The 23268-nt window shown below is 67.1% G+C and carries 21 protein-coding genes, 1 tRNA gene and 1 pseudogene; 15 read left to right on the forward strand and 8 right to left on the reverse strand.

Annotated features, from left to right (window positions below; all coding sequences use genetic code 11):
* Positions 1-47: 47 nt before the first annotated feature.
* Genes ACFY3D_RS26745 through ACFY3D_RS26755 form a run of 3 tightly spaced genes read right to left on the reverse strand, consistent with a single transcriptional unit; the run spans position 48 to position 2197 of the window.
* Entirely contained in the window at positions 48-515 is a 468-nt protein-coding gene (locus ACFY3D_RS26745) for a DUF350 domain-containing protein (RefSeq protein ID WP_389983917.1), read from the reverse strand.
* A gap of 37 nt (positions 516-552) precedes the next feature.
* Positions 553-1713 carry a glutathionylspermidine synthase family protein gene (locus ACFY3D_RS26750; RefSeq protein WP_350945982.1) on the reverse strand — a complete coding sequence of 387 codons (1161 nt, stop codon included), beginning with the start codon at positions 1711-1713 and terminating at the stop codon, positions 553-555.
* Between the two features lie 55 nt (positions 1714-1768).
* On the reverse strand, positions 1769-2197 hold the full coding sequence (locus ACFY3D_RS26755; RefSeq protein ID WP_350945983.1) for a hypothetical protein: 429 nt from the start codon (positions 2195-2197) through the stop codon (positions 1769-1771).
* 159 nt (positions 2198-2356) lie between these two features.
* Here ACFY3D_RS26755 and ACFY3D_RS26760 point away from each other — a divergent pair, with 159 nt between their 5' ends.
* Entirely contained in the window at positions 2357-4216 is a 1860-nt protein-coding gene (locus tag ACFY3D_RS26760; RefSeq protein WP_389983921.1) for a serine/threonine-protein kinase, read from the forward strand.
* A 192-nt stretch (positions 4217-4408) separates the two neighbouring features.
* Here ACFY3D_RS26760 and ACFY3D_RS26765 read toward each other — a convergent pair whose 3' ends face one another.
* Both ACFY3D_RS26765 and aceE read right to left on the reverse strand, forming a co-directional pair.
* Complete coding sequence (locus ACFY3D_RS26765) at positions 4409-5977, reverse strand: alpha/beta hydrolase (protein WP_389983924.1); 1569 nt, start codon at positions 5975-5977, stop codon at positions 4409-4411.
* 93 nt (positions 5978-6070) lie between these two features.
* Complete coding sequence (gene aceE, locus ACFY3D_RS26770; RefSeq protein ID WP_362902320.1) at positions 6071-8818, reverse strand: pyruvate dehydrogenase (acetyl-transferring), homodimeric type; 2748 nt, start codon at positions 8816-8818, stop codon at positions 6071-6073.
* Positions 8819-9666: 848 nt separating this feature from the next.
* On the opposite strand from aceE, the gene ACFY3D_RS26775 reads away from it, so the two are divergent.
* The 13 genes from ACFY3D_RS26775 to ACFY3D_RS26835 all read left to right on the forward strand — a co-directional run bounded on the left by ACFY3D_RS26775 (position 9667) and on the right by ACFY3D_RS26835 (position 19785).
* Positions 9667-10074 carry a secondary thiamine-phosphate synthase enzyme YjbQ gene (locus ACFY3D_RS26775; RefSeq protein ID WP_389983927.1) on the forward strand — a complete coding sequence of 136 codons (408 nt, stop codon included), beginning with the start codon at positions 9667-9669 and terminating at the stop codon, positions 10072-10074.
* Positions 10075-10197: 123 nt separating this feature from the next.
* Entirely contained in the window at positions 10198-10626 is a 429-nt protein-coding gene (locus tag ACFY3D_RS26780; RefSeq protein ID WP_329084203.1) for a DUF3052 domain-containing protein, read from the forward strand.
* A gap of 83 nt (positions 10627-10709) precedes the next feature.
* Positions 10710-11168 (forward strand): peroxiredoxin, encoded by a 459-nt coding sequence (locus ACFY3D_RS26785; protein WP_389983930.1) that lies wholly within the window; start codon positions 10710-10712, stop codon positions 11166-11168.
* Between the two features lie 30 nt (positions 11169-11198).
* The gene (locus tag ACFY3D_RS26790) at positions 11199-11549 is read left to right on the forward strand and encodes a hypothetical protein (RefSeq protein ID WP_389983933.1); all 351 of its coding nucleotides are present in this window, start codon (positions 11199-11201) and stop codon (positions 11547-11549) included.
* Between the two features lie 170 nt (positions 11550-11719).
* A complete protein-coding gene (locus ACFY3D_RS26795; protein ID WP_389983936.1) occupies positions 11720-12787 on the forward strand; it encodes an ROK family protein in 1068 nt (355 codons plus the stop codon).
* A 32-nt stretch (positions 12788-12819) separates the two neighbouring features.
* Positions 12820-12894, forward strand: a tRNA-Val gene (locus ACFY3D_RS26800).
* 445 nt (positions 12895-13339) lie between these two features.
* Positions 13340-13786, forward strand: coding sequence for a hypothetical protein (locus ACFY3D_RS26805; protein ID WP_389983939.1), 447 nt, complete (start codon positions 13340-13342; stop codon positions 13784-13786).
* 56 nt (positions 13787-13842) lie between these two features.
* Positions 13843-15912: a hypothetical protein gene (locus tag ACFY3D_RS26810; RefSeq protein WP_389983942.1), complete on the forward strand. Its 2070-nt coding sequence runs from the start codon at positions 13843-13845 to the stop codon at positions 15910-15912.
* Positions 15913-16124: 212 nt separating this feature from the next.
* A complete protein-coding gene (locus tag ACFY3D_RS26815; RefSeq protein WP_389983945.1) occupies positions 16125-16766 on the forward strand; it encodes a hypothetical protein in 642 nt (213 codons plus the stop codon).
* 279 nt (positions 16767-17045) lie between these two features.
* Positions 17046-17282: a hypothetical protein gene (locus ACFY3D_RS26820; RefSeq protein ID WP_389983948.1), complete on the forward strand. Its 237-nt coding sequence runs from the start codon at positions 17046-17048 to the stop codon at positions 17280-17282.
* Entirely contained in the window at positions 17273-18397 is a 1125-nt protein-coding gene (locus tag ACFY3D_RS26825; protein ID WP_389983951.1) for an ISAs1 family transposase, read from the forward strand. The genes ACFY3D_RS26820 and ACFY3D_RS26825 overlap by 10 nt, the downstream gene beginning before the upstream one ends.
* Before the next feature lie 174 nt (positions 18398-18571).
* Positions 18572-19198: a ClpP family protease gene (locus ACFY3D_RS26830; RefSeq protein ID WP_389983954.1), complete on the forward strand. Its 627-nt coding sequence runs from the start codon at positions 18572-18574 to the stop codon at positions 19196-19198.
* Complete coding sequence (locus ACFY3D_RS26835) at positions 19195-19785, forward strand: ClpP family protease (protein ID WP_389983958.1); 591 nt, start codon at positions 19195-19197, stop codon at positions 19783-19785. The genes ACFY3D_RS26830 and ACFY3D_RS26835 overlap by 4 nt, the downstream gene beginning before the upstream one ends.
* Before the next feature lie 129 nt (positions 19786-19914).
* Here the strand turns inward: ACFY3D_RS26835 and ACFY3D_RS26840 are convergent.
* Positions 19915-20169, reverse strand: a pseudogene (locus tag ACFY3D_RS26840) (helix-turn-helix domain-containing protein); the annotation flags it as partial.
* A gap of 187 nt (positions 20170-20356) precedes the next feature.
* Between ACFY3D_RS26840 and ACFY3D_RS26845 the strand changes: the two are divergent.
* Positions 20357-20695 (forward strand): helix-turn-helix domain-containing protein, encoded by a 339-nt coding sequence (locus ACFY3D_RS26845; protein WP_389983961.1) that lies wholly within the window; start codon positions 20357-20359, stop codon positions 20693-20695.
* 172 nt (positions 20696-20867) lie between these two features.
* Here ACFY3D_RS26845 and ACFY3D_RS26850 read toward each other — a convergent pair whose 3' ends face one another.
* Positions 20868-21803, reverse strand: a complete 936-nt coding sequence (locus ACFY3D_RS26850; RefSeq protein WP_389983963.1) for a leucine-rich repeat domain-containing protein — start codon at positions 21801-21803, stop codon at positions 20868-20870.
* Between the two features lie 339 nt (positions 21804-22142).
* Positions 22143-23255, reverse strand: coding sequence for an ABC transporter substrate-binding protein (locus tag ACFY3D_RS26855; protein WP_389983965.1), 1113 nt, complete (start codon positions 23253-23255; stop codon positions 22143-22145).
* Between the last annotated feature and the right edge of the window lie 13 nt (positions 23256-23268).

Here is a 23268-nt window from a genome sequence, read left to right on the forward strand (position 1 = left end):
CCACCGGGATGTGAACGTACGGAGGGTGGGGCGGGTCGGACGAGGGCTCAGACGACCGCGACGGCGGTGATCAGGCCGATGGCGAGGTGGGTGACCGCGAGCAGCCGGGCGCCCGGCTGAAGCTCCGGCTCGGTGACCAGCTCGCGCACCGAGATGCCCGCCACCTTGTCGAACGCGAGCATCGCCACGGTCTGTACGGCGATGCCGACCAGGCCGAAGACCAGCGTCGCGAGCAGGCCCTCCTGCAGGGCGCCGCCCGAGGACCAGATGGAGGCCGCCACGATCAGCCCGACGGCCGCCAGCCCCGAGCCGGTGAGCAGGGTGGCGTTGGGGTTGCGCCCCTCCTTGATGAGCTTGCCGAGCCTGCCGGGGGTGACCATGTCGATCACGTAGAAACCGACGATGAGCAGGATCACGCCGAGCGCGGCGTACGAGACGATCGCGAGCGCGCCGCGCCCGAGGACCTCGGCGAGCGAGAGCGCCTCGGCACCGGGCACGACGGGGGCGATTGGCACGGGGGTGGGACTCATGTGTGGTTTCTCTTTCCGGGACTCAGAGTTCGATGCGGTGCGGGACGAATGACGACGTGTCGTCGGTGATGAACCCCGAGGTCTCGCGGATGCCGGCACCCGCCGCCTCGTCGTGGACGACCCAGGCGCCGAGGACGGGACGCCAGCCCTCGAAGACGGGCAGCGCCTGGAACTCCTGGTAGACGTAGCCCTCGGCGCCGTAGCCGCCGAGGGTCTCGACGTGCTCGCCGGGGGTGACGATCCGCATGTTGGCGCCCTCGCGGCCGAGCAGCGGCTTGACGATGTAGGAGGACATGTCGCGGGGGCCGTCGAGGTAGGCGGGCAGCAGGTTCGGGTGTCCCGGGTACAGCTCCCAGAGCACCGCGAGCAGCGCCTTGTTGGACAGCAGCATCTTCCACAGCGGTTCGATCCAGGTCGTCGAGACCTGCTGGCGCACCGCCCGCGTCCCGAACGGGTCGGCGACCGCCCACTCCCACGGGTACAGCTTGCAGAGCGAGCGGATCACCCTGCGCTCCATGTCGACGAAGCGGAGGTTGAGGTCGTCCCAGCCGATGTCCTCCATCGCGACCGCGACGGTCTTGAGCCCGGCCTGGTCGGCGGTCTCCTGCAGATAGGCGAGGGTCATCACCTCCTCGCCCGAGGTGTCCATGTTGGTCCAGGCGAAGTGCGTGGGCCCGGTGGGCAGGCCGGTCGAGATCTGCTGCCACCTGGCGATCAGCCGCTCGTGGATGGAGTTCCACTGGTCGTCGTCCGGGTAGCGGTCGCGCAGCCAGAACCACTGCACCACCGAACTCTCCAGGAGGCTGGTGGGGGTGTCGGCGTTGTACTCCAGCAGCTTGGCGGGGCCGGTCCCGTCGTAGCGCAGGTCGAAGCGGCCGAACAGGTGCGGGTCGTTACGCTCCCAGGAGGCGGCGATCTCGGGGGCCACCCACGGTGGGATCGCGAACTCGGCGTAGCGGCCCTTGGCGATGACGTGCTCCACGGCGTTCAGGCACATCCGGTGCAGTTCCTCGACCTGGTTCTCCAGGTCGAGGACCTCATCCATGGAGAAGACGTACTGGACGGTCTCGTCCCAGTACGGACGGTCAAGGCCCTCGGGATGGGCCGAGCGGTGGTAGGCCAGGCCATGGCCCTCGATGACGCTCTCCCAGTCGTCGCGAGGGAGGGAGGTCTCGCGTCTCATCTCCTGCTCACCTGTCGCTCACCTGTGGTTCGTCGGCTTGCTCATCGGCGCCGGATCAGCTCCCGCCACCCGATCCGCTTCGGCCGCCGAAACCACCCCGCTGGATCACCGTGCCCTTGCGGCTGGTGATCTGGACGTCCGAGGGACGCACGGTGGTGCCCTGCCGGATGTGGGAGCCGGACCTGACGCCTCCGTAGTACCAGCCGTAGGCGCCCCGCGATCCGTGGTAGCGCCTGTCGTCGTCGCAGAGGTCCTCGTCCACGATCGCGTAGCTGCCGTCCGGCTGGCGGTTGTTGAGGTCGACGCACTCGGCGCCCACCTCCTCGTAGTCCGACGTGGAGCAGGAGGAGACGAGGAGCATCGAGACGACACCGATTCCGGTGATGGCGATCGCTCTGGAGGCCTTGAAGCCCGAGGGCTTGGAAGGCGTCTTGCCATGGGGACCTGGCGGTGTGGCCCGTGGGTGTTGTGGTCGTGCGGCCATCGAGCTCCAATGAGATGCGTCGCCACAGGGTATCGATGCGCTTTTGTCTGTTCAACCGATCTCTGGTTCTTTCGGGGGAATCGCCGACCTCCGCGCGGGGGCGAGGTGAGCCGCACCGGCCCTGACGAGACAGCCGATCATCGCCCGTCCAGGTGTGTAATGTTCTGGCAAAGCGCGGTGGACGAGGGGTGCGCGGTGCCGGAGATCAGACCGTTGCGGCCGGGGGATCCGCCGCGACTGGGCAGGTACGAGCTCAAGGGCAGGCTGGGGGAGGGCGGGCAGGGGGTCGTCTATCTCGGCGAGTCCGAGGACGGTGAGCGGGTGGCCGTCAAGCTGTTGCACGTGCGCTTCACCGAGGAGGCCCACGCGCGCTCCCGTTTCGCCCGAGAGCTGGCGGCGGCCGGCCGGGTGGCCGCCTTCTGCACCGCCCGGGTGCTCGCCGCCGACCTCGACGGTGAGACGCCCTACATCGCGAGCGAGCTGATCGAGGGGCCCTCGCTGCGCCAGGTGGTCGAACGCGAGGGACCGCTGACCGGGGAGGCTCTCGAACGCCTCGCGATCGGCACCGCCACCGCGCTGACCGCGATCCACCACGCGGGCATCGCCCACCGCGACTTCAAGCCCGACAACGTCATGCTCGCCACCGACGGCCCCAGGGTCGTCGACTTCGGCATCGCGAAGATCATCGATGAGAGCGGGACGATCACCACCCGCGCGGTCGGCACCCCCGCCTACATGGCCCCCGAGCAGATCGCCGGTGAGCGGGTGGGTTTTCCCGCCGACGTGTTCGCCTGGGGCTCGACCATCGTCTTCACCGCCACCGGGAAGGCTCCCTTCGGGAGCGACACGATCGTGGCGACGCTCAACCGGGTGATCAACCACGAGGCCGACCTGAACGGCCTGCCCGACGGGCTGCGCGACGTCGTCGCGGCCTGCCTGAACAAGGATCAGCGGCTCAGGCCCACCTCGGACGTGCTGCTGAAGCGCCTGCTCGGCCACCCGGTGGACGAGGCGGAGACCTCGGAGGCCTCGGAGGAGGAGCTGGCCGAGGGCGCGCAGGCCGCCACCGGGGACCTGACCCGGCCCGAAGAGCCCGCCGCGCCCACGCGGCGCCGCCCGGCGGTCCTCGGCGCGATCGCCGTCGGGGTCGCCGTCCTCGGCGTGGCAGGTGCCCTGCTGGGCCTCCCGTTCGGGAGCACGCCGCCCGGCCAGGCCGAACCCTCCCGCCCACCGGCGGCCGGCCCTGCGACGGCGACCCCGCGGGTCTCCACCGGCTCGCCCCTGCTCGACCGGATCAGGGAGACCGGCAGGCTCCGCGTGGGGTTCAGGGAGGGCCTGCCGGGCATCTCGCTGGGCAGGCCGCCCCGGGGATTCGAGGCCGACGTGGCCGCCCACATCGCGAAAGAGCTGAAGGTGCCCGACGACGGGCTCAGGTTCGTGTCGGTGGTGGGGTACGACGGTCGTGAGGAGGCGGTGGAGAAGGGCAGGGCCGATCTCGTGATCGCCAACTTCTCGATCGACAACGCCGATCGCCGCCGCGTCGCCTTCGCGGGCCCGTACTACCTCGCCCACCGCGACGCGCTGGTGCGTACCGGCGCGAGGATCGACGGTCTCAAGGACCTGCGCGGCAGGAGGATCTGCCTGTCACCTGGCCAGACCACGGGCACGATGATCCGCGACAGGGGCGTCGACTTCGTCGCGGTACGGGCGGAGGACCCCGCGCAGTGCGCGTCCCAGGTGGCCGACGGCCGCGCCGACGCCATGGTCGGGGACGACCTGCTGATCGCCGGCTTCGGTGCCCGCCTGCGCGACGTCAAGGTCGAGATCGCCGGGATCAGGCTCACCTCGGAGAGGTACGGCGTCGCGCTCAGACGCGGAGACCCGGTGGCCTGCCGGAAGATCAACGAAGTGATCGCGTCGATGTACGAGGACGGGACGATGAAGCGCCTGCTCGAAAAGCACCTGGGCCGGGTCGGTTTCCGCTTCGAGACCGCCCGGCCCCGTCCGGAGACCTGCTGAACCGTCCGCCTTCGACCGCCGTCCTCTCCCCGAGCCCCGCCGAGCCGTTCGCCTCCGCCCGCGCTCCTCGCCGCCGTCCTGTCTCCCGTGAGGGGCGAGCGACGTCTCCCGTGAGAGCGGGCGACGTCTCCCGCCAGGGCGGGCGACGCGCGGCAAGGCGGGACCGCGCGGCCCGCCCGCGGGCCCGCCGCGTCACGAACCGTCGCAGACGGCCCCCCTGGCAGGGACCTTCCCGTCGATGAGGTAGGCGTCGGTCAGCTTCTTGACGCAGGTGTCACCGGACAGGTAGGCGCCGTGCCCCTCGCCCCTGTAGGTCACCAGCACCCCCGTCCGAAGCTCCCCCGTCAGCTTCGGAGCCCACTCGTACGGCGTGGCGGGGTCGCCGGTGCCGCCGATGACCAGGATCGGCGCCGAGCCCGTGGCGTTGATCCGCCTCGCCTCGTCGTTGCCGGGAACCGGCCACATCGAGCAGATCAGGCCCATCCCCGCGCCGCCGAACAGCGGGGAGACCTTCATCGTCTCGTCCTCCAGCGCGTTCAGCTGCTCGGGGGTGGGGCGTTCTGCGGTGTCCACGCAGCTGATCGCGGGGAAGCTGCTCATGAGCGTCGTGTAGCTCCCGTCGGGCTGACGGCCGTTGTAGCTGTCGGCCAGGGCCAGCAGGATCCGACCGTCACCCTTCATAGCCTGGCCCAGCGCCTGGTCCAGCAGCGGCCAGGTCAGCTTCGAGTACAGCGCGGCGGCGATGCCGACGCCCGCCAGCCCCTGGGTCAGGAGACGCTTACCGACCTTGAGCGGTTTGTCGTTCAGCTCGTCCATGAGCTTCGTCACGTTCTTGTTCGCGATGGTCGCGTCGCTGCCGATCTCACACTCGCGGGGCTGCTTCACACAGTCCTTCAGGAAGGCGTCATAGGCGTGCTGGAACCCCTTCGTCTGGACCATCGTGCGCGTCGCCATGGAGACGCTCGGATCCAGCGGGGCGTCCAGCACGAACCGTCCCACGTTCTGCGGGAATTTCGTCGCGTAGACCGCGCCGAGCTGCGTCCCGTACGAGATGCCGAAGTAGTCCAGTTGCTTCTCGCCCAGGGCCGCGCGGAGACGGTCCATGTCCGCGGCGGCGTTCACCGTGCCGATGTAGGGCAGCAGCCTGCCCGAGGTCTGCTGACAGGCCGTCACGAACTCCTTGGTGATCTCCCGGCTCCTGGCGCGCTCCTCCTCGTTGGCGGGCAGGGTGTCCATCGAGGTGAACCTGTCCATCACCGCGCTGTCGCCGCACCGGACACCTGAGCTTTCGCCGACGCCGCGCGGGTCGAAGCTGACCAGGTCGAAGCGGCTGTTCAGGGTGGTGAACGCCTTGGCGGCCTGGGCCATGGTCTCGACACCCGAGGCGCCGGGGCCGCCGAAGTTGAAGACCAGCGAGCCGATCCGCCTGCCGGGGTCGGTGGCCTTGATACGAATGACGGCCATCTCGATGGAGTCGCCGTCCGGGTTGGCGTAGTCGAGCGGGACCCTGAGTTTCCCGCACTGCTGCGCGGAGTTGGGCTGGGGGGTCTCACCGCCGGGCCGCCTGACCCCGGTGCACGGACCCCAGGCGATCGCCTCCGCGGGGGTGGAGGTGGTGGTCGGGTCGGTCGTGCCCGAGACGACCTCGCCTCCGACCAGTCCGCCCGGGAGGGAACCGTCCCCGCCGGGTCCGCCACCGCAGGCGGAGAGAACGGTTGACAGGGCCGTGACCGTCGCGGCCGCCCTAAGGATTATTGCCATGAAACGCTCTCCCCTGGAATCGTTCGCCGGGGGGAGCGTTCAACACTAACCGGGCGGGCCCTCCATGGAAAAGGAGAACCCGCCCGGGAACGATCAAACTCCCATGGACTGGGTGTCGTTGCTCTCGGCGCCCGCGGCCTCGGTCACGCCGTTCTTCAGGTGATACATGGAGATGGCGTCGCCCAGCACCTCCTGGTCGAGCTCACCCCTGTTGACCAGCTGGGTGAGCACGGCCAGGGTGATCGAGGCCGCGTCCACGTGGAAGTGGCGGCGCAGCGCCGACCGGGTGTCCGACAGGCCGAAGCCGTCGGTGCCGAGCGAGCTCCAGTCGCCGGGAACCCACTGGGCGATCTGGTCCTGGACCGCCCGCATGTAGTCGCTCACGCCCACGAACGGCCCCTGCGCCGACGACAGCGCCTGCGTGACGTACGGCACGCGCTTGTCGGAGTCGGGGTTGAGCAGGTTGTGCTCCTCGGCGGCGAGCGCGTCGCGGCGCAGCTCCGCCCAGGAGGTGGCCGACCAGACCTCGGCCGCCACGCCCCAGTCCTCGGCCAGCATCCGCTGGGCCTCCATCGCCCACGGCCCGGCCACGCCGGACGCGAGGATGTTGGCCTTCGGCCCGGACACGGCCGGAGCCGGGGCGAACCTGTACAGACCCTTGAGCAGGCCCGCCACGTCCAGGTCCGAGGGCTCGGCGGGCTGGGGGTAGGGCTCGTTGTAGACGGTGAGGTAGTAGAAGACGTTCTCCGGCTCCTCGCCGTACATCCTCCGCAGGCCGTCCTTGACGATGTGGGCCACCTCGAACCCCCACGAGGGGTCGTACGAGACCGCGGCCGGGTTCGTCGAGGCGATCAGCGGGGTGTGGCCGTCCTCGTGCTGCAGGCCCTCGCCGTTCAGCGTGGTGCGGCCGGCGGTGGCGCCGAGCAGGAAGCCCCGGCCCATCTGGTCGGCGAGCTGCCACATCTGGTCGGCGGTGCGCTGCCAGCCGAACATCGAGTAGAAGATGTAGATCGGGATCATGTGCTCGCCGTGCGTGGCGTACGACGAGCCGACCGCGATCGTGGAGGCCATCGAGCCCGACTCGCTGATGCCCTCGTGCAGGATCTGACCCTCGGTCGACTCCTTGTACGACAGCAGCAGCTCGCGGTCGACGGCCTCGTACATCTGGCCGTGCGGTGAGTAGATCTTCGCCGTCGGGAAGATCGCGTCAAGACCGAAGGTGCGCGCCTCGTCCGGGATGATCGGCACGAACCTGTTGCCGATCTCCTTGTCGCGCATCAGGTCCTTGAGCAGGCGGACGAACGCCATGGTGGTGGCGACGTTCTGCTTGCCGGAGCCCTTCTTCAGCTGCGCGTACGCGGCGTCGCCGGGAAGCGTGACCGGCTTGGCGCGCATCACGCGCTTGGGCAGGAAACCGCCCAGGGCCGCGCGGCGCTCCTTCATGTACTGGATCTCCGGGTCGTTCTCGCCCGGGTGGAAGTAGGGCGGGAGGTCGCCCTCGAGAGCGGAGTCGGGGATCGGCAGGTAGAGACGGTCGCGGAACTCCTTCAGGTCGCTCTTGGACATCTTCTTCATCTGGTGCGTCGCGTTGCGCGCCTCGAAGTCCTTGCCGAGAGTCCAGCCCTTGATGGTCTGGGCGAGGATGACCGTCGGCTGGCCGACGTGCTCACGAGCCGCCTTGTAGGCCGCGTACACCTTGCGGTAGTCGTGGCCGCCGCGCGACAGCTTGCGGATGTCCTCGTCCGACAGGTGCTCGACCATCTTGCGCAGGCGCGGGTCGTCGCCGAAGAAGTTTTCCCTGATGTATCCGCCGGTCTCGACGGAGTATGTCTGGAACTGGCCGTCGGGGACGGTGTTCATCTTGTTGACCAGCACACCGTCGACGTCCGCCGCGAGCAGCGGGTCCCAGTCGCGACCCCAGACGACCTTGATGACGTTCCAGCCGGCGCCCCTGAAGTAGGACTCCAGCTCCTGGATGATCTTTCCGTTGCCGCGTACCGGGCCGTCGAGGCGCTGCAGGTTGCAGTTGATGACGAAGGTGAGGTTGTCGAGCTCCTCACGGGCCGCCACGCCGATCGCGCCGAGCGACTCGGGCTCGTCCATCTCGCCGTCGCCGAGGTAACACCAGACGTGACTCCGGCTGGTGTCCTTGATCTTCCGGTTCAGCAGGTAGCGGTTGAACCGGGCCTGGTAGATCGCCCCGATCGGGCCGAGACCCATGGAGACCGTGGGGAACTCCCAGAAGTCGGGCATCAGGCGGGGGTGAGGATAGGAGGGCAGACCCCTGAACCCGTGCGAGAGCTCCTGGCGGAAGGCGTCGAGCTGTGCCTCGTTGAGGCGGCCCTCCAGGAAGGCACGGGCGTAGATGCCCGGCGCGGCGTGGCCCTGGAAGAAGACCTGGTCTCCGGACTCGCCGTGGTCCTTGCCGCGGAAGAAATGGTTGAAGCCCACCTCGTAGAGCGACGCGGCGGAGGCGTAGGTGGCGATGTGCCCGCCGACGTTGGTGCGGGCGTTGGCCCGGGTCACCATCACGGCCGCGTTCCAGCGCGTGTAGGCGCGGATCCGGCGCTCGACGTACTCGTCGCCGGGGAACCAGGGCTCGCGCTCCGGCGGGATGGTGTTGATGTAGTCGGTGCTGCGCAGGCCGGGCACCCCGACCTGGTGTTCACGGGCGCGCTCCAAGAGCCGGAGCATCAGATAGCGGGCCCGAGTGCGACCTTCCGTCTTGATGACGTTGTCGAGCGACTCGAGCCACTCCTGGGTCTCGCTGGGGTCGACATCAGGAAGCTGGCTGGGTAGGCCGTCGCTGATGATCGAGAAACGCTGGCGTCCGGAAGCCACTGGGTCTCGCCTTCCGAGGATGGACTTTTGTCTGGAGTAGGTCGTCTTCCATCCTGGTCGCTTACCCCGGAAAGTGCATCTCTACTTCCCGGTAACCAGGAGATCCCTGCTGGCAGTGATACGAAAGTGGCCTAGACCACCGATGGTAGGACGAATTGCCACCAAAGGTTACATCGGGGTTGCCCCTTTTTTACAGGTTCCCTCCCTGGGAATCTGGGACCCGCTGTCTGGCCTGCCTTCGTACCCCTCGCCGGAGCCTTCCGAGCTCCTCCGCGGGAGCCCTTCGACGGTCTTCAGGGGATCGTCGAAGATCCCCCGAGGGTCTTGGAGAGACCCCGGAAGGGGAGGGGTCCTCCTCGCTGCCGCGCGATGTGCCCGGGCGTCGTGATCGGGACCCTCACCGTATACAACGCATGATCCCTCCTGAAGGTGCCCTAACGGACGCCTCGCGTATCGTCTTTCGCTCTTTTTCCCACCATCTTTCGCATCGCCTCCTCCACGGAGCCCTGTCATGCGCCTCTCTCGCGGGGGAGACAGGCCGCGGCCGTGAGGCTCCGTGCCGAAGTGGTAACGATTCGCGCGCCAACCGTGAGCGGTGCCGCGGCCGCCGTCGCTGTCCGGAAACGCCGCATCCGGCAGGCGTATCCCGAGCCTCCGCTCTCGTCCTGGCCCCCGCCCTGCCCGGCTCCTCCCGGTAGGGAACGGTCCATACGGGGACATTCCAGAAATCGGACACACCGCCCCCGTCCCCGTACCGACGAAGATCGGGCGGCGGCGAGGGCCGCACCTGGTCTTCCGGAGCGGGTGCGGTCGTCATCGCAGCTCACGATGGATCGTAGGATCGGTATGTGAGATCTCAGACGATCGAGGTGATAACGGGTTCCCGAGAGCGGGTGCACGACATCACCTCCGAGTGCGAGAGCTTCGTCCGGTCATGTGGGGGCGACGGCCTGTTACACGTCTTCGTGCCCCACGCGACCGCGGGGGTCGCGCTGCTGGAGCTGGGCTCGGGCAGCGACGACGATCTGCTCGCGGCTCTGGAGAATCTGCTTCCGGCCGACGACAGATGGAGGCATGCGCACGGATCACGGGGGCATGGACGGTCGCATGTCATGCCTGCCCTCATTCCGCCGTACGCCACCGTCCCGGTTCTCGCCGGACGGCTCGCACTGGGAACCTGGCAGTCCATCGCCATCGTGGATCTCAACATCGACAATCTGGAACGCCAGGTCCGTTTGTCATTTTTGTCGGACTAATTCATACGTAGCCCAGTCGTTGCCGTGGCGACCGTTGACGACTGAGGGTCACAGCGTGTGGACTGTGCCGAAGCACTCTGAGCACCGTGTGATTGCGGGGCCATTCAAGCAGGAGGGACAAACGTGAGCGCGACCGCGGGTCAGGCGCAGGGCGAACGCGGCCTGGCCGAACGACTCGGCCTCAAGCCGGGTCAGGTGGTGCAGGAGGTCGGATGGGATGAGGACACCGACGACGATCTGCGCGACTCCATCGAGGAGCTGACCGGTAACGAGCTGGTCGATGAAGACTTCGAGGACGTCGTCGACGTCGTGCTGCTGTGGTGGCGTGACGGCGACGGTGATCTGTTCGACGCCCTGAGCAGCGTGGTGACCAACCTCACCGACGGTGGCCAGATCTGGCTGCTCACTCCCAAAGCCGGCCGGGACGGGCACGTGGAGCCGAGCGACATCGGGGAAGACGCCACCACTGCGGGTCTCTCGCAGACCAGCAGCATCAGTGCCGCCCCCGACTGGTCGGGGACGCGTCTGGCGACGCCCAAGGCGCGCCGCTAAGGGTCCGCCCTGCCGTACGGCTCGCGCGGGCCGTACGGCAGGATGATGACGCCTGCCGTCAGCCGAGGAAAGGAACCCCGATCATGGCGATCGAGGTGGGTGACCAGGCTCCCGACTTCGAGTTGAGGGACCAGCACGGCACCCCGGTCAAGCTTTCCGGACACCTGGGCAAAAAGATCGTGCTGATCTTCTACCCTCTGGCGTTCAGCGGCGTCTGCGGCAACGAGCTCGACGCCATCCGCGACGAGCTCATCGCCGACATGCCCGAGGACGTTAAAATTCTCACCGTCTCGGTTGACTCGACCTTCGCCCACCGCGCGTGGGCGGATCAGAAGGGCTACACCTTCTCGCTGCTCTCCGACTTTTGGCCACATGGGCAGGTCGCGCGGGCGTACGGTGTATTCGACAACGAGAAGGGCTGCGCGGAGCGCGGGACCTTCATCATCGACGGCGAGGGCGTGGTTCGCTGGCGCGTCGTGAACCCGATCTCACGGGCCCGCGACATCGTCGAGTACCGCAAGGCGCTCGCCGACCTTCCCTAAGCGGTGATCCGGCGGACGCCCGCTCACGAGGTGCCCCGCCGGTCCGACCTCTCGGAGGCGATCATGCCCTGCTTCTCCTGCGGGGCCAGGCAGACCGACCCGATCCGTGGCTCCAGCCCGTGGACGCGCGGAGTGCGCCACGAGACGCAGGTGCTGATCTGCCCGGACTGCCGGCGCACCCACGAAGTCGACCTCGACACATGCCTCTCGTGCGGCTCCGTCGCGCTCATCTGCCGGTTGGGCGAGGTGGAGTGCCGATCCTGCGGCGCGGTACGCCTCGCGCGGGGCGACGACCGGCCGACCGCCTCCCACGCCTGCGCGCCCGGCCTGGCCGACGAGGTGGAGGCCGCCCTGGCCAGGGTCCTGCGCCGGGTCCACTGAGAACGCCCTGGCCGTTCCAGGGGCCATGGGGCCGGGTGTTTCCCGGCCATATCGGGAGGTTCCTCCGAGCGACGCGCTCGGCCGTATGGGGGAGATCCCGCCATTCCGGCGCGCCCGGCGTGCGCTAAGGTCGGGCTCGGTCCCGCCCCTTCGACCCGCTGGATGGGTGCATGAGCTCCTTCGTTGTTGCCCTTGACGTCGGTGGAACGTCGATGAAGGGCGGCCTCGTCACCCGTTCCGGCGAGATCATCCGCACCGACCGCCGTGCCACCCCGCGCGACAGGGGTCCGGCGGCGGTCATCGCGACGATCCGGTCCTTCATCGACGATCTCGCCGCCGCGGAGGGCGGCACCCCCGAGGGGGTCGGACTCGCCGTACCGGGCCTGGTCACCGCCGAGGCGGCCCTGTACTCCGCCAACATCGGCTGGCGCGACGTCCCGGCCGGGGACCTCGTCCCGCTGGACGTCCCCGTCATGCTCGGGCACGACGTCCGCACGGGCGGTCTGGCCGAGAGCGTCCTCGGAGCCGGCCGTGAGCTCTCCGACTTCCTGTTCCTGCCCATCGGCACCGGCATCGCGGGCGCCACGATCCTGCGGGGCGAGCCGTACGGCGGAAGCGGTGGCTGGGCCGGCGAGATCGGCCACACCCCGGTCCACCCCGAGGGGGAACCGTGCGCCTGCGGCCAGATCGGCTGCCTGGAGACCTACGCCTCCGCCTCCGCAGTGGCCCGCCGCTACTCCACCCGCGCCGCCGCATCCCCGCCTTCCGCCCCCGCTTCCTCCTCTTTCGCTCCGGAGCCCTCCTCCACCCCTGCCTCGCCCCTTCCTCCCTCCTCTCCGCCGTCCACCTCATCCGCCACCGTCGTCCCACCCGCCTCGGTCAGCGCCGAGCGGGTCGCCGCCCTGACCGCCTCCGGTGATCCTCTCGCCGTGGAGATCTGGGACGACGCGGTCGAGGCACTCTCTCTCGCCCTGGCCACCTACACGCTTCTTCTCGACCCCTCCGCCATCGTCCTCGGCGGAGGCCTGGCGGAAGCGGGCCCCCTCCTGTCCGACCCCCTGGCCGAACGGCTCGGCAAACGCCTCGCCTTCCGCGACGCCCCGCCCCTGCGTCATGCCGCCCTGGGCATGTCCGCCGGCATGCTCGGCGCGGCCCTCCTCGGCTGGCGCGCCGCCGGCTTCACCGACGCGGGAACCACGTGGTCTCTCGATGTGCTGAAGTCCCCCCACGTGGCGTAAAGTGTTGTCCCGTCTGTCCGACGGGATTTCCCGGGCGCTTAGCTCAGCGGTAGAGCGCTCGCCTTACAAGCGAGATGTCACTGGTTCGAACCCAGTAGTGCCCACCAGCCAAAACGCCCCGTTCCTGATCTTCAGGACGGGACGTGAGTGACTAACTTCCGAAGATATCGTCCATGGCCTCCGCGCCCTGCATGAGCACCGGCCGGATCTGCTTCCGATAGACCGTCTCCGTGACCACCGTGTTCCGGTGACCGACGAGCCGGGAGATGTCCTCGATTGGGACGCCCGAGTCTGAGAGCAGCGAGACGAAGCTGTGCCGCATCTCGCAGGTGCCCACACGTTTCGGCTCTCGTCGAAGGCGCCACATGTGACCAGAGAAGCGCACGCAACTCCTCAGTACGGGCACCGATCAGCAGCGAGAGCACCACGTACGCCCGCATGCGGAGGGCGGCCTGCTCCGCCAGGGCGACGATGAAACCAGCCTGCGCGAGCGTAAGCGTCTTACTCGGCTCGCAACGAGAGCGTCTCCGCCGGGTACACCAACTACTTCCTGTGGCTGGAACACCCAACCTTGCCAAGGTCCTCAAGTGCAGGGCCGAGCAGGGGTGCAAGATCCGCTTTCTCATTGGGGACTCGGACAGCGAGGTCACCCGCCGTCGTGAGGAGGTGGAGAACGTCCCGCTGACCGGCTCCACCCGCATCCGGATCACCCTCTCGGAGATCGAGCAGGTTCGGGACGTACCCGGCATCGAGGCGAGGTTCGGAGACGAACACATCGCGATGAGCGTCTTCCGCTTCGATTCGGAGATGCTCGTGACCCCGCACCTGGCCAAGCTCGTCGGCCACGACTCGCCGATGATGCACCTGCACCGCTATCAGGACGACGGCCTGTTCGACCGATTCGGCTACCACGCCTCCGGGCTGTGGAGCAACGGCCGGGACGTCTGGGCGGACGACCCGCGGGAGCGCACAGAGAACACGAATTCTCCAACTCGGTAACCCTCTATGTGAATCAAGCGATCAAAGGGAGAGCATGTTCGTACGAGAGGAACAATGTGCGTGTCGAGGACCTGTCTGACGCCGAGCGTCGGGTGTGGGAGGCATTCCCACATGGGGAAGAGGTCGATTTTACAACCGGGAAACCGGATGAGGACAATCCGGCGGTGGGTGCGGTTTGGGGGACGGAACGGACGATTCGCGCTCGGGTGATCGCCACGCTGTTGATGAGCGAGGAGGTGCCACAGTCGCACCGAATCCCGGCTCTCCGAATCAAGGGAGCCCGAATCACCGAACGGATGAATCTAGCCTATTCCACCATCTGCCACTCGGCGCGCTTCCTCTCCTGCTTCTTTGAGCAGGAGCCGGGCCTTTATTGGGCGCGATGCCAGCAGATGAGTTTCAAAGGCTCTCACCTGCCGGGCCTGTCTGCCTCCAACGTGCACATGGACGGGCACTTGCGACTGGACGGTTGCGTAGCCACCGGCCTGCTGGAACTTCGCGGAGCCCAGCTTGCGGGAAGCCTCACGATGAACCGTGCGCGGATCTCCGCCCCCGACATGGCGATCGACTGTGATCGGCTCCAGACCGGCCGAGGCCTGTCCGCGAAAGGTCTCCAGGCTACGGGCCAGGTCCGGCTGTCCAGCGCGCGGGTAATCGGCGCGATGATTCTGGATGGGGCCCGCCTTACCGATGCAAGGGGGTTGCCGCTAGACATGGACGGGCTGGTCGCCGATGGGAGCGTCCTGTGCCGGGGAATGGCCGTCGCTGGGATGGTGAGCCTGCGCAACGCCCGCGTGACTGGACCGTTCAGCTTCACCGGAACCACAATTGACTATCCCGGCAAGATGGCTTTTCGCGGTTCCCGGATTACCGCCGAGGGTGGCCTGTACCTGAGTGACGGGTTCACCGCGACCGGCACGGTGCGGCTGGCCGACTCGCGGATCGACCGGGAGCTTAGCCTGAAAGATGCCCATCTGGCCTATTCGGGTGGTCGCGCGCTCCAGGCCGCGGAGCTGCAGGTCGAGGGAAGTATCGACGCGCGCGGGCTCATCGCCGAAGGGCGGGTGAACCTCACCCAAGCCCGCATCGCGGGATCACTGAACCTGGCCGGTGCGAGCCTGTCCGTCACGAATCCCGACGCGTCCACTAAAACCGCCCTCGACGCCGACGGGGTGAACATCGGCGGCAGGCTGTCATGCACCGAAGGTTTCCGCGCCGGCGGTGCGCTTCGTCTCGCTGACGCGAGGATCGGTACGTTCGCTGATTTCAATGGCGCCCGCCTCAGCAATTCCGATGGGCGGGCACTCGACCTTTCTAGGACGAGCGTCGGCGGTGGGCTGGAATGCGGGCGCGGCTTCACCGCCGAAGGTGAGCTCACCTTGGTCGGAGCCCGTCTCGGTCGGCATCTGGACCTCACCGACGCGACCCTGTCCGCGCCCGGCGCTCAGGCATTGGTCGCCCGGCAACTGGAGGCCCGCGAGCTGTACCTGCGCCCGAAGCAGACGCTCGAAGGTGTTGTCGATCTGCGACACGCCCGAATCGGCGTCATCTACGACGACCCCGCCACCTGGTCGCCACGCCACCAGAACGGCCTCGTCTACGACGCCCTGGAACCGATGTTGTCCGTCACCCAACGCTTGACATGGCTGAAGGACGACCTCGACGGATACGTGCCGCAGCCGTATGAACAGCTCGCCACCACCTATCGGCGACTGGGTCACGACGTCGACGCCCGTACCGTCCTGCTGGTCAAGCAGCAGCGGCAGCGGCGACAGCACCCCAGGCTCCCGTGGCACGCCCGCGCCTGGGGATGGCTGCAGGACGTCACAGTCGGGTATGGTTACCGCCCCATCCGCGCCGCCCTGTGGTTCCTGATACTGCTCATTGCCGGCGCCGTCGTTTTCACTCTGAACAACCCGCCTCGTGCTGAACCTGGCAAGGGCCCTGCGTTCAACGCCTTTGTCTACGTTTTGGATCTCCTGTTCCCGCTGATCGACTTCGGGCAGGAAAAGGCATACCAACCCACTGGCGGTGGTCAGTGGGTCGCCTACGGCCTCGTCATCGCGGGCTGGGTGCTGGCCACCACCATCGCCACCGGCATCACCCGCGCTCTCTCACGTCAGTGACCCTAAGACGACCCGCCTGGTATCAGGACGACGGGCTGTTCGACCGGTTCGGCTACCACGCCTCAGAGCTGTGGAGCAACGGCCGGGATGTCTGGGCGGACGAGCCGCGAGAGAGCGCGAATTCTAGGTGACGAATTAGACGGCAGTCACCCTGAGTAGAATTCCAGGTTTCCGGAGCTCTGTGCTTGTCGGGGTCCATGGATAGGATTCGAGTGGATCATGAGATGCCTTGGTCGATCCTGGTTGGAGTTGTAGTGACTCTGCAAGAGCAGTTCCCGAGAAGTTCGATCGGCGCACCGGGGCTGCCTCTGATCGGCTCGCTGACGGTCCTGGGCCTCTTGCTCCTGTACGCGGGGAGTTTTCCTGGTACCGGCCCTCTGTGGATACTGCCCGTTCTTCTTGCGTTTTTCGTGCTTGGCGTGGTCTGGTTCGTACGCCTCGCTGTGGAACTTTTCGCTCCGGAGCGGAGATCGGGAGTCAGGCGAAACTTGCTGCGCTGGGTGGCGCCACTGATCATCGTGATCCCGCTGTTGGCGCTCGGTAGCCAGGGAGAGCCGGAGAGAGCCAGGTTCGCGTTGTCCGAGGGGAGTTTCGAGAAGGTCGCACGGTCGGTGTTGGCGGGAGGCGCAGACTGGGAGATGGGGCCTGGAAGGCTAGGGCTGTTCGATGTCTCCTGGGCCGAACGGCATGGGAACACCGTGCGCTTCGCACTGGCCGGTGGGTGGGACGGCATCTATGAGCGTGGCGTCATATGGAGCCCGCAGGGGGAGCCCCGGTTACCCGAGGAGGAAGAATCCGAAGCCGACGTCGAGCACTACCGGGGTTCCTGGTATCTGTGGAACGAGAACTTCTGAGTCGATGAGTGACTAACTGGGTGACAACGACCCCGGACGGGGGCGGACGACGGTGGACGGTCGTGGACCGTACGCCTAGGTCAGGGCCGTATCCGTCCTGGTCGCCCCCGGCCGGATCGCCTTACAAGCGAGATGTCACTGGTTCGAACCCAGTAGTGCCCACCAATGGATCAGTCCTGCTCGTTGAGGTGTCCCAGGGCCCCGGCGTTCTTGAGTTCTGATGCGGTATGACGCAGTTGAGGGTTTCGGCAGGTGGCATGCGAAAGAGCGCGACTTCTGATGATCTTTCAGGTCTCCCAACCCAAGATCGCAGCAGGAGTCGCGCTCGTGTCCCCGTCTTCCCTGACCGGCCCCTGCTGCGTCCCGTGTCTTGACCGGCTTGCCGACCTGGCGTTGTGGGAAGCGGAACTGGCCGCCGACCCGGTCGTGCTGGAATCGGCGTTGTTGGGCCGGTTGGCGACAGTGCCCGATCAGCGCTCGGCCTGCGGCATCCGCTGGTGGTCATCTTGGCGTTGACCGCGTGCGCGACGCTCGTGGTCGGCAGCGACAGCATCGCGGCGATCCGGCAGTGGGCCGCCCGGACCTCCCAGCAGGTGCTGCAGCGGCTGGGCGCCTATCGTGACCCGTTCACCGGCCTGTTCACCGTGCCCAGCGAACGGACCTTCCGCCGCGTCCTGGCCGACCTGGACGCCGCCGCGCTGGACGCGGCGATCAGCGGCTATGTCGCCGACGTGACACGGCAGGACGTCCCCGCGCCACGGCTGCCCGACACTCCCGGCCCCGCCGAGCGGGAACAGCGCCGCGCGGCACAGTGGCAGCTCACCCACCCCATCCCGGACGGGCTGCTGCCCGCCGCCCTGGACGGCAAGGTCAGCCGCCCTGCCCGGACCGAGCAGGGCGGGCGCGTCTTCCTGGTCGGCGCGATCAGCCACGAGCACGGCGTGATCCTGGGCCAATGCCAGGTCGCCGACAAACAGGGCGAGGGGCCCGCCGCCCGCACGCTGCTGCCGCAGTTGGAGGTCACCGGGATGGTGTTGACTCCGGAGGCGCTGCACACCACCACGACCACCGCCCGCCTGATCACCGAGCAGTTGGAAGCCCACTACATCCTCCTCGTGAAGGGCAACCAACCGCTGGCCCGCGCCGCCGCGCACGCCCTGCTGTCCGGGCCAGACGCCGACTGGAGCGACACCACCGCCATCGACGACGATCACGGGCACGGTCGCACCGAACGCCGCACCCTCCGCACCACCGCGGCCGATGACAGCCTCTTTCCCGGCGCCCGGCAAGCCTTCCGGCTCGGCCGCGACGTCAGTGACCTGGACGGCACCTGGACCAGTAAAGAGATCGTGTTCGGCATCACCAGCCTGCCCGCCGAAGCGGCCGGGCCCGCTCATCTCAACCATTACGAACGCGCGCACCGGGGTGTGGAAAATCGGTTGAACTGGGTCAGAGACGTGATGTTCAAAGAGGGCCATTCCCAGGTGAGGACGGGTAGCGCGCCCAGAGCCATGGCAAGCTTCCGGAATCTGGCGATTAGCACCATCCGTCTGGCCGGCCGGGTCAACATCTCCCGCGCCTGCCGCGACCTCCTCGATCACAACGACGCCTTCGTCGTCTACAACATCTGATCAACCTGAAGAAACTGGACATAGCGAATCAGCGCCGGGGCCCTGCGCTCGCCCCAGTCGATTCCCGGCCGCAATGTTACGAACGGCCGGAAACTGAGTTCTCTCTGCTCAGAGCAGATCTGCCCCAGGCAGATCGTGTCGACGCCGAGCCGGATCGCTCCACATGATGGACGCATGAGCGAAGAATCGAAACTTCCGCTGTTCAACGCGCGGGTGAGGCATCAGCTTTACGAGCGGCGTGTTCTCGTTCTCGACGGCCCTCTCGATGACGACAATGGGACGTTGCTCGCCACGCAATTGATGGCACTCGCCACGCAGGATGCGTCGACCGACATCGCATTGTGGATTCATTCCCCGGGCGGCTCGGTTCCATCGATGCTTGCGATCCGTGACATCATTCGGCTCATTCCCTGTGACGTATCGACCCTCGTGCTGGGTATCGCCTACAGCGCCGGGCAATTCTTGCTGTCATCGGGTACCCGAGGGAAGCGCCGCGCTCTGCCGCACGCACGTGTCCTGATGCATCAAGGCTCGGCCGGAATCGGCGGCACCGCAGTCGACATCGAACTGCAGGCCGGCGACCTTCGGCATACTCGCGACACGGTGCTCGGTCTTATCGCCGAGGACACGGGTCAGCCCGTAGAGCGCATATTCGAGGATTCTCTGCATGATCGCTGGTACACAACGCAAGAGGCACTGGACTACGGCTTCATAGACGTAATCGTCCAGAGCTTCGACGAAATCGCGCCACACAGTCGCCCACGGCCCGGATTCGGCGTCACCGAAGGAGTCGGTCAGTGACCACGTATACGATCCCTAACGTCATCGCCCGGGATTCTCGTGGCGAGCGAATCATGGATGTCTACTCGCACCTGCTCACCGAGCGAATCGTCTACCTGGGAACCGCAATTGATGCGGGCGTTGCGAACGCGCTCGTCGCACAGCTTATTTTTCTGGAGTCAGACAACCCCGATGCCGTCATACAGTTCTATATCAACTGCGAAGGCGGGGATCCGAGCGCAATGCTCGCGATATACGACACCATGCGCTATATCCGTCCGCGGGTTGAGACAACCTGCGTCGGACAGGCCATCGCGGTGGGTGCCGTCCTTCTTGCCGCGGGCGCCGAAGGAAAACGTGCCGCTCTCCCGCACGCACGAGTGATCCTGCACCAACCAGCTGCTCAGGGGCGCGGCACGATCCCCGATCTCATCTTGCAAGCCGATGAGGTGGTACGTGTCCGAGCAGACATCGAGCGCATCCTGTCACGGCACACGGGCCAGACTATCGAGACCTTACGCGCCGACACCGCTCACGATCGCGTGTTCACCGCGACCGCGGCCTTGGAGTACGGGCTCCTCGATCAGATCATCGAGGAGCATGCATAGGCTCGTGGATGATCCCGGCGAGCCACGCTACGCGGCCAGAGCATACGTCGCCGAGCAGGTAGCACCTCTCGACGTGCTGTTCTGAGCAGACCGCAAGCTCTCGGCAACGGCAAGGGTCAGCTCGACCAGGGTGACATCTAGCGCGCCGGCGACCGCAGCGATCATTTCGCTCGATGGCTCTTTGACGCCTCGTTCCATCTCGGAGAGATACTGCGGCGAGACGCCGGCGCGACGCGCCGTCTCGCTCAACTTCTCGCCCCGCTCGTGACGAAGACCTCTGAGACGCTCACCGAGCACGTGCCGCCACAGCGGCTCGCGAGCCTGAGACGGCTTAGGATCGGTCCGATCGATCGCCGGACGTAGCGGCGGGATAGAGGAGGCCATGCCTCACCATAGGTAGACGACGCGTTCGAGTTCTGCCGGCTTCGCGCAGAGCAGAACCGTCTCCGCCTCCTCCGGCCCGGTGTCAACGACGCCTTGAATCTTTGACCCCCTCGCGTCGCCTGGGTTCTAGTGCTTGTCGCAACACACCTGATCATTAGGGGCGTGTTGGCGGCGAGGAGAGGGAGCAATGAGTGATCAGGCGGTGACATGGGAGGAACTGCGCGCTGAGCTCGTCCAGCCCGGTGATGAGCAGGAGGTTGCCCGACTCCGCGATGGGCTCGTGGCTCGTCAGCGCGCCTGCCAACTCGCTGAAGCCAGACGCAAGCTTGGCCTGCGGCAGGAGGATGTCGCTCAGGCGATGGGCGTGTCACAGGCCCGCATCTCGCAGATCGAAAGTGGAGTGATCAGCGAAGTTGCCACCCTGGCCGCTTACGTAACGGCGCTCGGAGGTCAGCTCAAGATCGTGGCCGACTTTGGCGACTCAGCCATGGTGCTCGACACGCCTCGCGGTCGTCGTACCGGGTGATCGTGTCCACGATGGACGTCGTGGTTCTCGTGTTCTTCGCTCCGTGTGGACTTTCGCGTTACTGCCGCATCGTCTGGCCGCAGGTCGTACTTGAGTGACCGACTGGGTGACAACGATGTGGGACGGGGTTGGCCGGTCGGAGTTGGGTCGCTTCAATGTCTCAAATCCGCTGTTATGTGCGGGTCAGCCGGTAGCCGTCCCGGTGGAACTCGTGGAGGGCGGCGAGGTTCTCCACCGATTCGGGCGAGAGCAGCTGATTACCGCTCAGGTCGAGGACGGTGAGGGCGGTGAGGTCGCCCAGCCACTCGGGTAGGGCGGTCAACTCGTTGTTGCTCAGATAGAGCGTGTTCAGGCGAGTGAGGCCGCCCAGCCAGTCAGGGAGCGCGGTCAGCCGGTTGCTGTCCAGGAGGAGTTCTCGGAGGACGGTGAGGTTGCGGAGCGACTCAGGCAGCGCGGTCAGCTGGTTGTGGCTCAGGTTGAGCCAGACGAGGGCGGTGAGGTCGCCCAGCCACTCGGGCAGGACGGTCAGCCCGTTGCTGCTCAGATAGAGCTCGTTCAGGCGGGTGAGGTTGCCCAGCCACTCGGGAAGCGTGCCCAGGCGGAGATCGCTCAGGTCGAGGCAGGTGAGGTTGGTGAGATCGCCCAGGGTCTCGGGCAGAGCGGTCAGCTCGTTGCAGCGCAGCTCCAGGTAGGTGAGGTTGGTGAGGCCGCCCAGCCATTCGGGCAGAGTGGTCAGTTCGTTGCAACCCAGGTCGAGCCAGGTGAGGGTAGTGAGGTTGCTCAGCCAGTCGGGCAGGACGGTCAGCTCGATACCGCCCAGCTGGAGTGTGGTGAGGTTGGTGAGGCCGCCCAGCCATTCGGGGAGGGCGGTCAGTTCGTTGCAGTTCAGGTCGAGGTCGGTCAGATGAGTGAGGTCGCCCAGCCATTCGGGTAGCGAGGTCAGCCCGTTGCCGCTCAGATTGAGCTTGCTCAGGTGAGTGAGGTCGCCGAGCGACTCGGGAACCGTCTCCAGGTGGAGATCGCTCAGGTCGAGTCTGGGCCATCCGAACCGTAGGCAGTTGCCGATCCGCTCGGCGGCTACCGACTGGCCGTCTTCGGGCCTGACCATGTCTCTCCTCGTCGTTGCCGATGTCTTCGAGCTCGGCTCTGTCGTGCCAGATGCGAGAGCCGGTGACGAGGCTAGGGACCGGTACTGGGAAACGGCTTGTAGATCACTTCAACACGTTGAGGAGAAGGCCGGATCAGGCTGGGCCCTGGCCTTGAGTGGATATCGCGGCGGTGGATGACGGCAACCCTGCCCGTGCCGACTTGTTAACGCGTTGTCGCTCAGGGGGCGGAGCGATTGGCTGTGACCAGCGCGGTCGCACCAGACCTTGCTGCTGACGGGCAGAAGACAGGTGGAAGGCCTCAAGTTCGGACGGATCTGGGCTGTCGGACCTCCGCGCTCTCAGCCGGTGTGGAGGATCCGAAAGCGATCGGGTTCCGCCGGATCTCGATCAACGACTTGGACCGGCGGCCAGGCCCACTGCCAGACGCCGATGCCCGGCGTGCGGGAGAACCGGATCTGCCCGCGGGTGCCTTCGACCGCAACGCGCGGCCAGGATCCGGCGGTACGAGCCTGGTCCGCGCCGTGAGAACGCAGTACCTGGGCGAGGACGGTGACCGTGTCGTAGCCCTCGAAAGCCACGAAAGACGGCGCTTCGCCCAGTCGCCGGCGGAGGGCCGTCTCGATTCGTGCGCCCAGTGGGCCGAGACGCTCGGGCAGGTAGCGCAGGAAGGGGATCTCGGCGCCGTCGTCGCCCAGCGACGCCGCCCATTCGGCGAACTCCGGTTGCCCGGCGGGAGCACCGATCATGATCCCGGCGAGACGCCGGTCGTGGCGGACGGCCTTGACGATCGACACCGCCGGTTCCGGGTGGCCGACCAGGAGAAGGAGGGCTGTCGCGCGACTGTCGAGGAGTTCGTCGCACACGGCCGCAGGGGTGAGCGTGCGCAGGTCGAGTTCGATGACGGCTCCACCGCGGGAAGCGAGGTGGTCCCGCAGAATACGGGTGCCGGATGCCCAGTAGACACTCGACTCGGCCGCTACGGCGATCCGACTGTGGCCCGCGCCGAGGAGGAAGTCCGTATAGATCCGCCAGCCGTGGGACTGTGCCGGAGCGAGGCGTGCGACCCATTCCGTCGGCTGTTCGGTGAGTGCGTCGAGAACCGCCGACGAGCAGAGGAACGGCAGGCCGAGGGCGTCGGCCCTGGCGGCGGCGGCGCGAGCGACGACGCTGTGATATTCCCCCGCCAAGGCGGCCACGCCCAGGCGAGCCAATTCGTCCACGGCCGCGGCGGCCTTCCGCGGATCAGCCGCGGTGTCTCGGACCACCAGTTCGAGGGGTCTTCCGGTGACCCCTCCGGCCTCGTTGACCTCGTGAACGGCCAATTCGAGCCCGGCGAGCAGGTGTTGGCCCGCCTCCACCCAACCAGGCCGGGTGAGCGGAACGAGAGCACCGATCTGGACGGCTGGTCCTTCAGTTCGTTCCGCTCCGGGTGGCGATGGTGGCGTACTCATGCGTCGGCATCCC

This window comes from Streptosporangium sp. NPDC000509 (genome assembly GCF_042898365.1).
Classification (GTDB): domain Bacteria; phylum Actinomycetota; class Actinomycetes; order Streptosporangiales; family Streptosporangiaceae; genus Streptosporangium.

Coding starts and splice junctions, on each gene's coding strand:
- ACFY3D_RS26750 (WP_350945982.1), bottom strand. CDS start 1,713: ATGAGACGCGAGACCTCCCTCCCTCGCGACGACTGGGAGAGCGTCATC.
- ACFY3D_RS26755 (WP_350945983.1), bottom strand. CDS start 2,197: ATGGCCGCACGACCACAACACCCACGGGCCACACCGCCAGGTCCCCAT.
- ACFY3D_RS26760 (WP_389983921.1), top strand. CDS start 2,357: ATGTTCTGGCAAAGCGCGGTGGACGAGGGGTGCGCGGTGCCGGAGATC.
- ACFY3D_RS26765 (WP_389983924.1), bottom strand. CDS start 5,977: ATGGCAATAATCCTTAGGGCGGCCGCGACGGTCACGGCCCTGTCAACC.
- ACFY3D_RS26785 (WP_389983930.1), top strand. CDS start 10,710: ATGGCGATCGAGGTGGGTGACCAGGCTCCCGACTTCGAGTTGAGGGAC.
- ACFY3D_RS26795 (WP_389983936.1), top strand. CDS start 11,720: ATGAGCTCCTTCGTTGTTGCCCTTGACGTCGGTGGAACGTCGATGAAG.
- ACFY3D_RS26820 (WP_389983948.1), top strand. CDS start 17,046: ATGATCTTTCAGGTCTCCCAACCCAAGATCGCAGCAGGAGTCGCGCTC.
- ACFY3D_RS26830 (WP_389983954.1), top strand. CDS start 18,572: ATGAGCGAAGAATCGAAACTTCCGCTGTTCAACGCGCGGGTGAGGCAT.
- ACFY3D_RS26845 (WP_389983961.1), top strand. CDS start 20,357: ATGAGTGATCAGGCGGTGACATGGGAGGAACTGCGCGCTGAGCTCGTC.
- ACFY3D_RS26850 (WP_389983963.1), bottom strand. CDS start 21,803: ATGGTCAGGCCCGAAGACGGCCAGTCGGTAGCCGCCGAGCGGATCGGC.
- ACFY3D_RS26855 (WP_389983965.1), bottom strand. CDS start 23,255: ATGAGTACGCCACCATCGCCACCCGGAGCGGAACGAACTGAAGGACCA.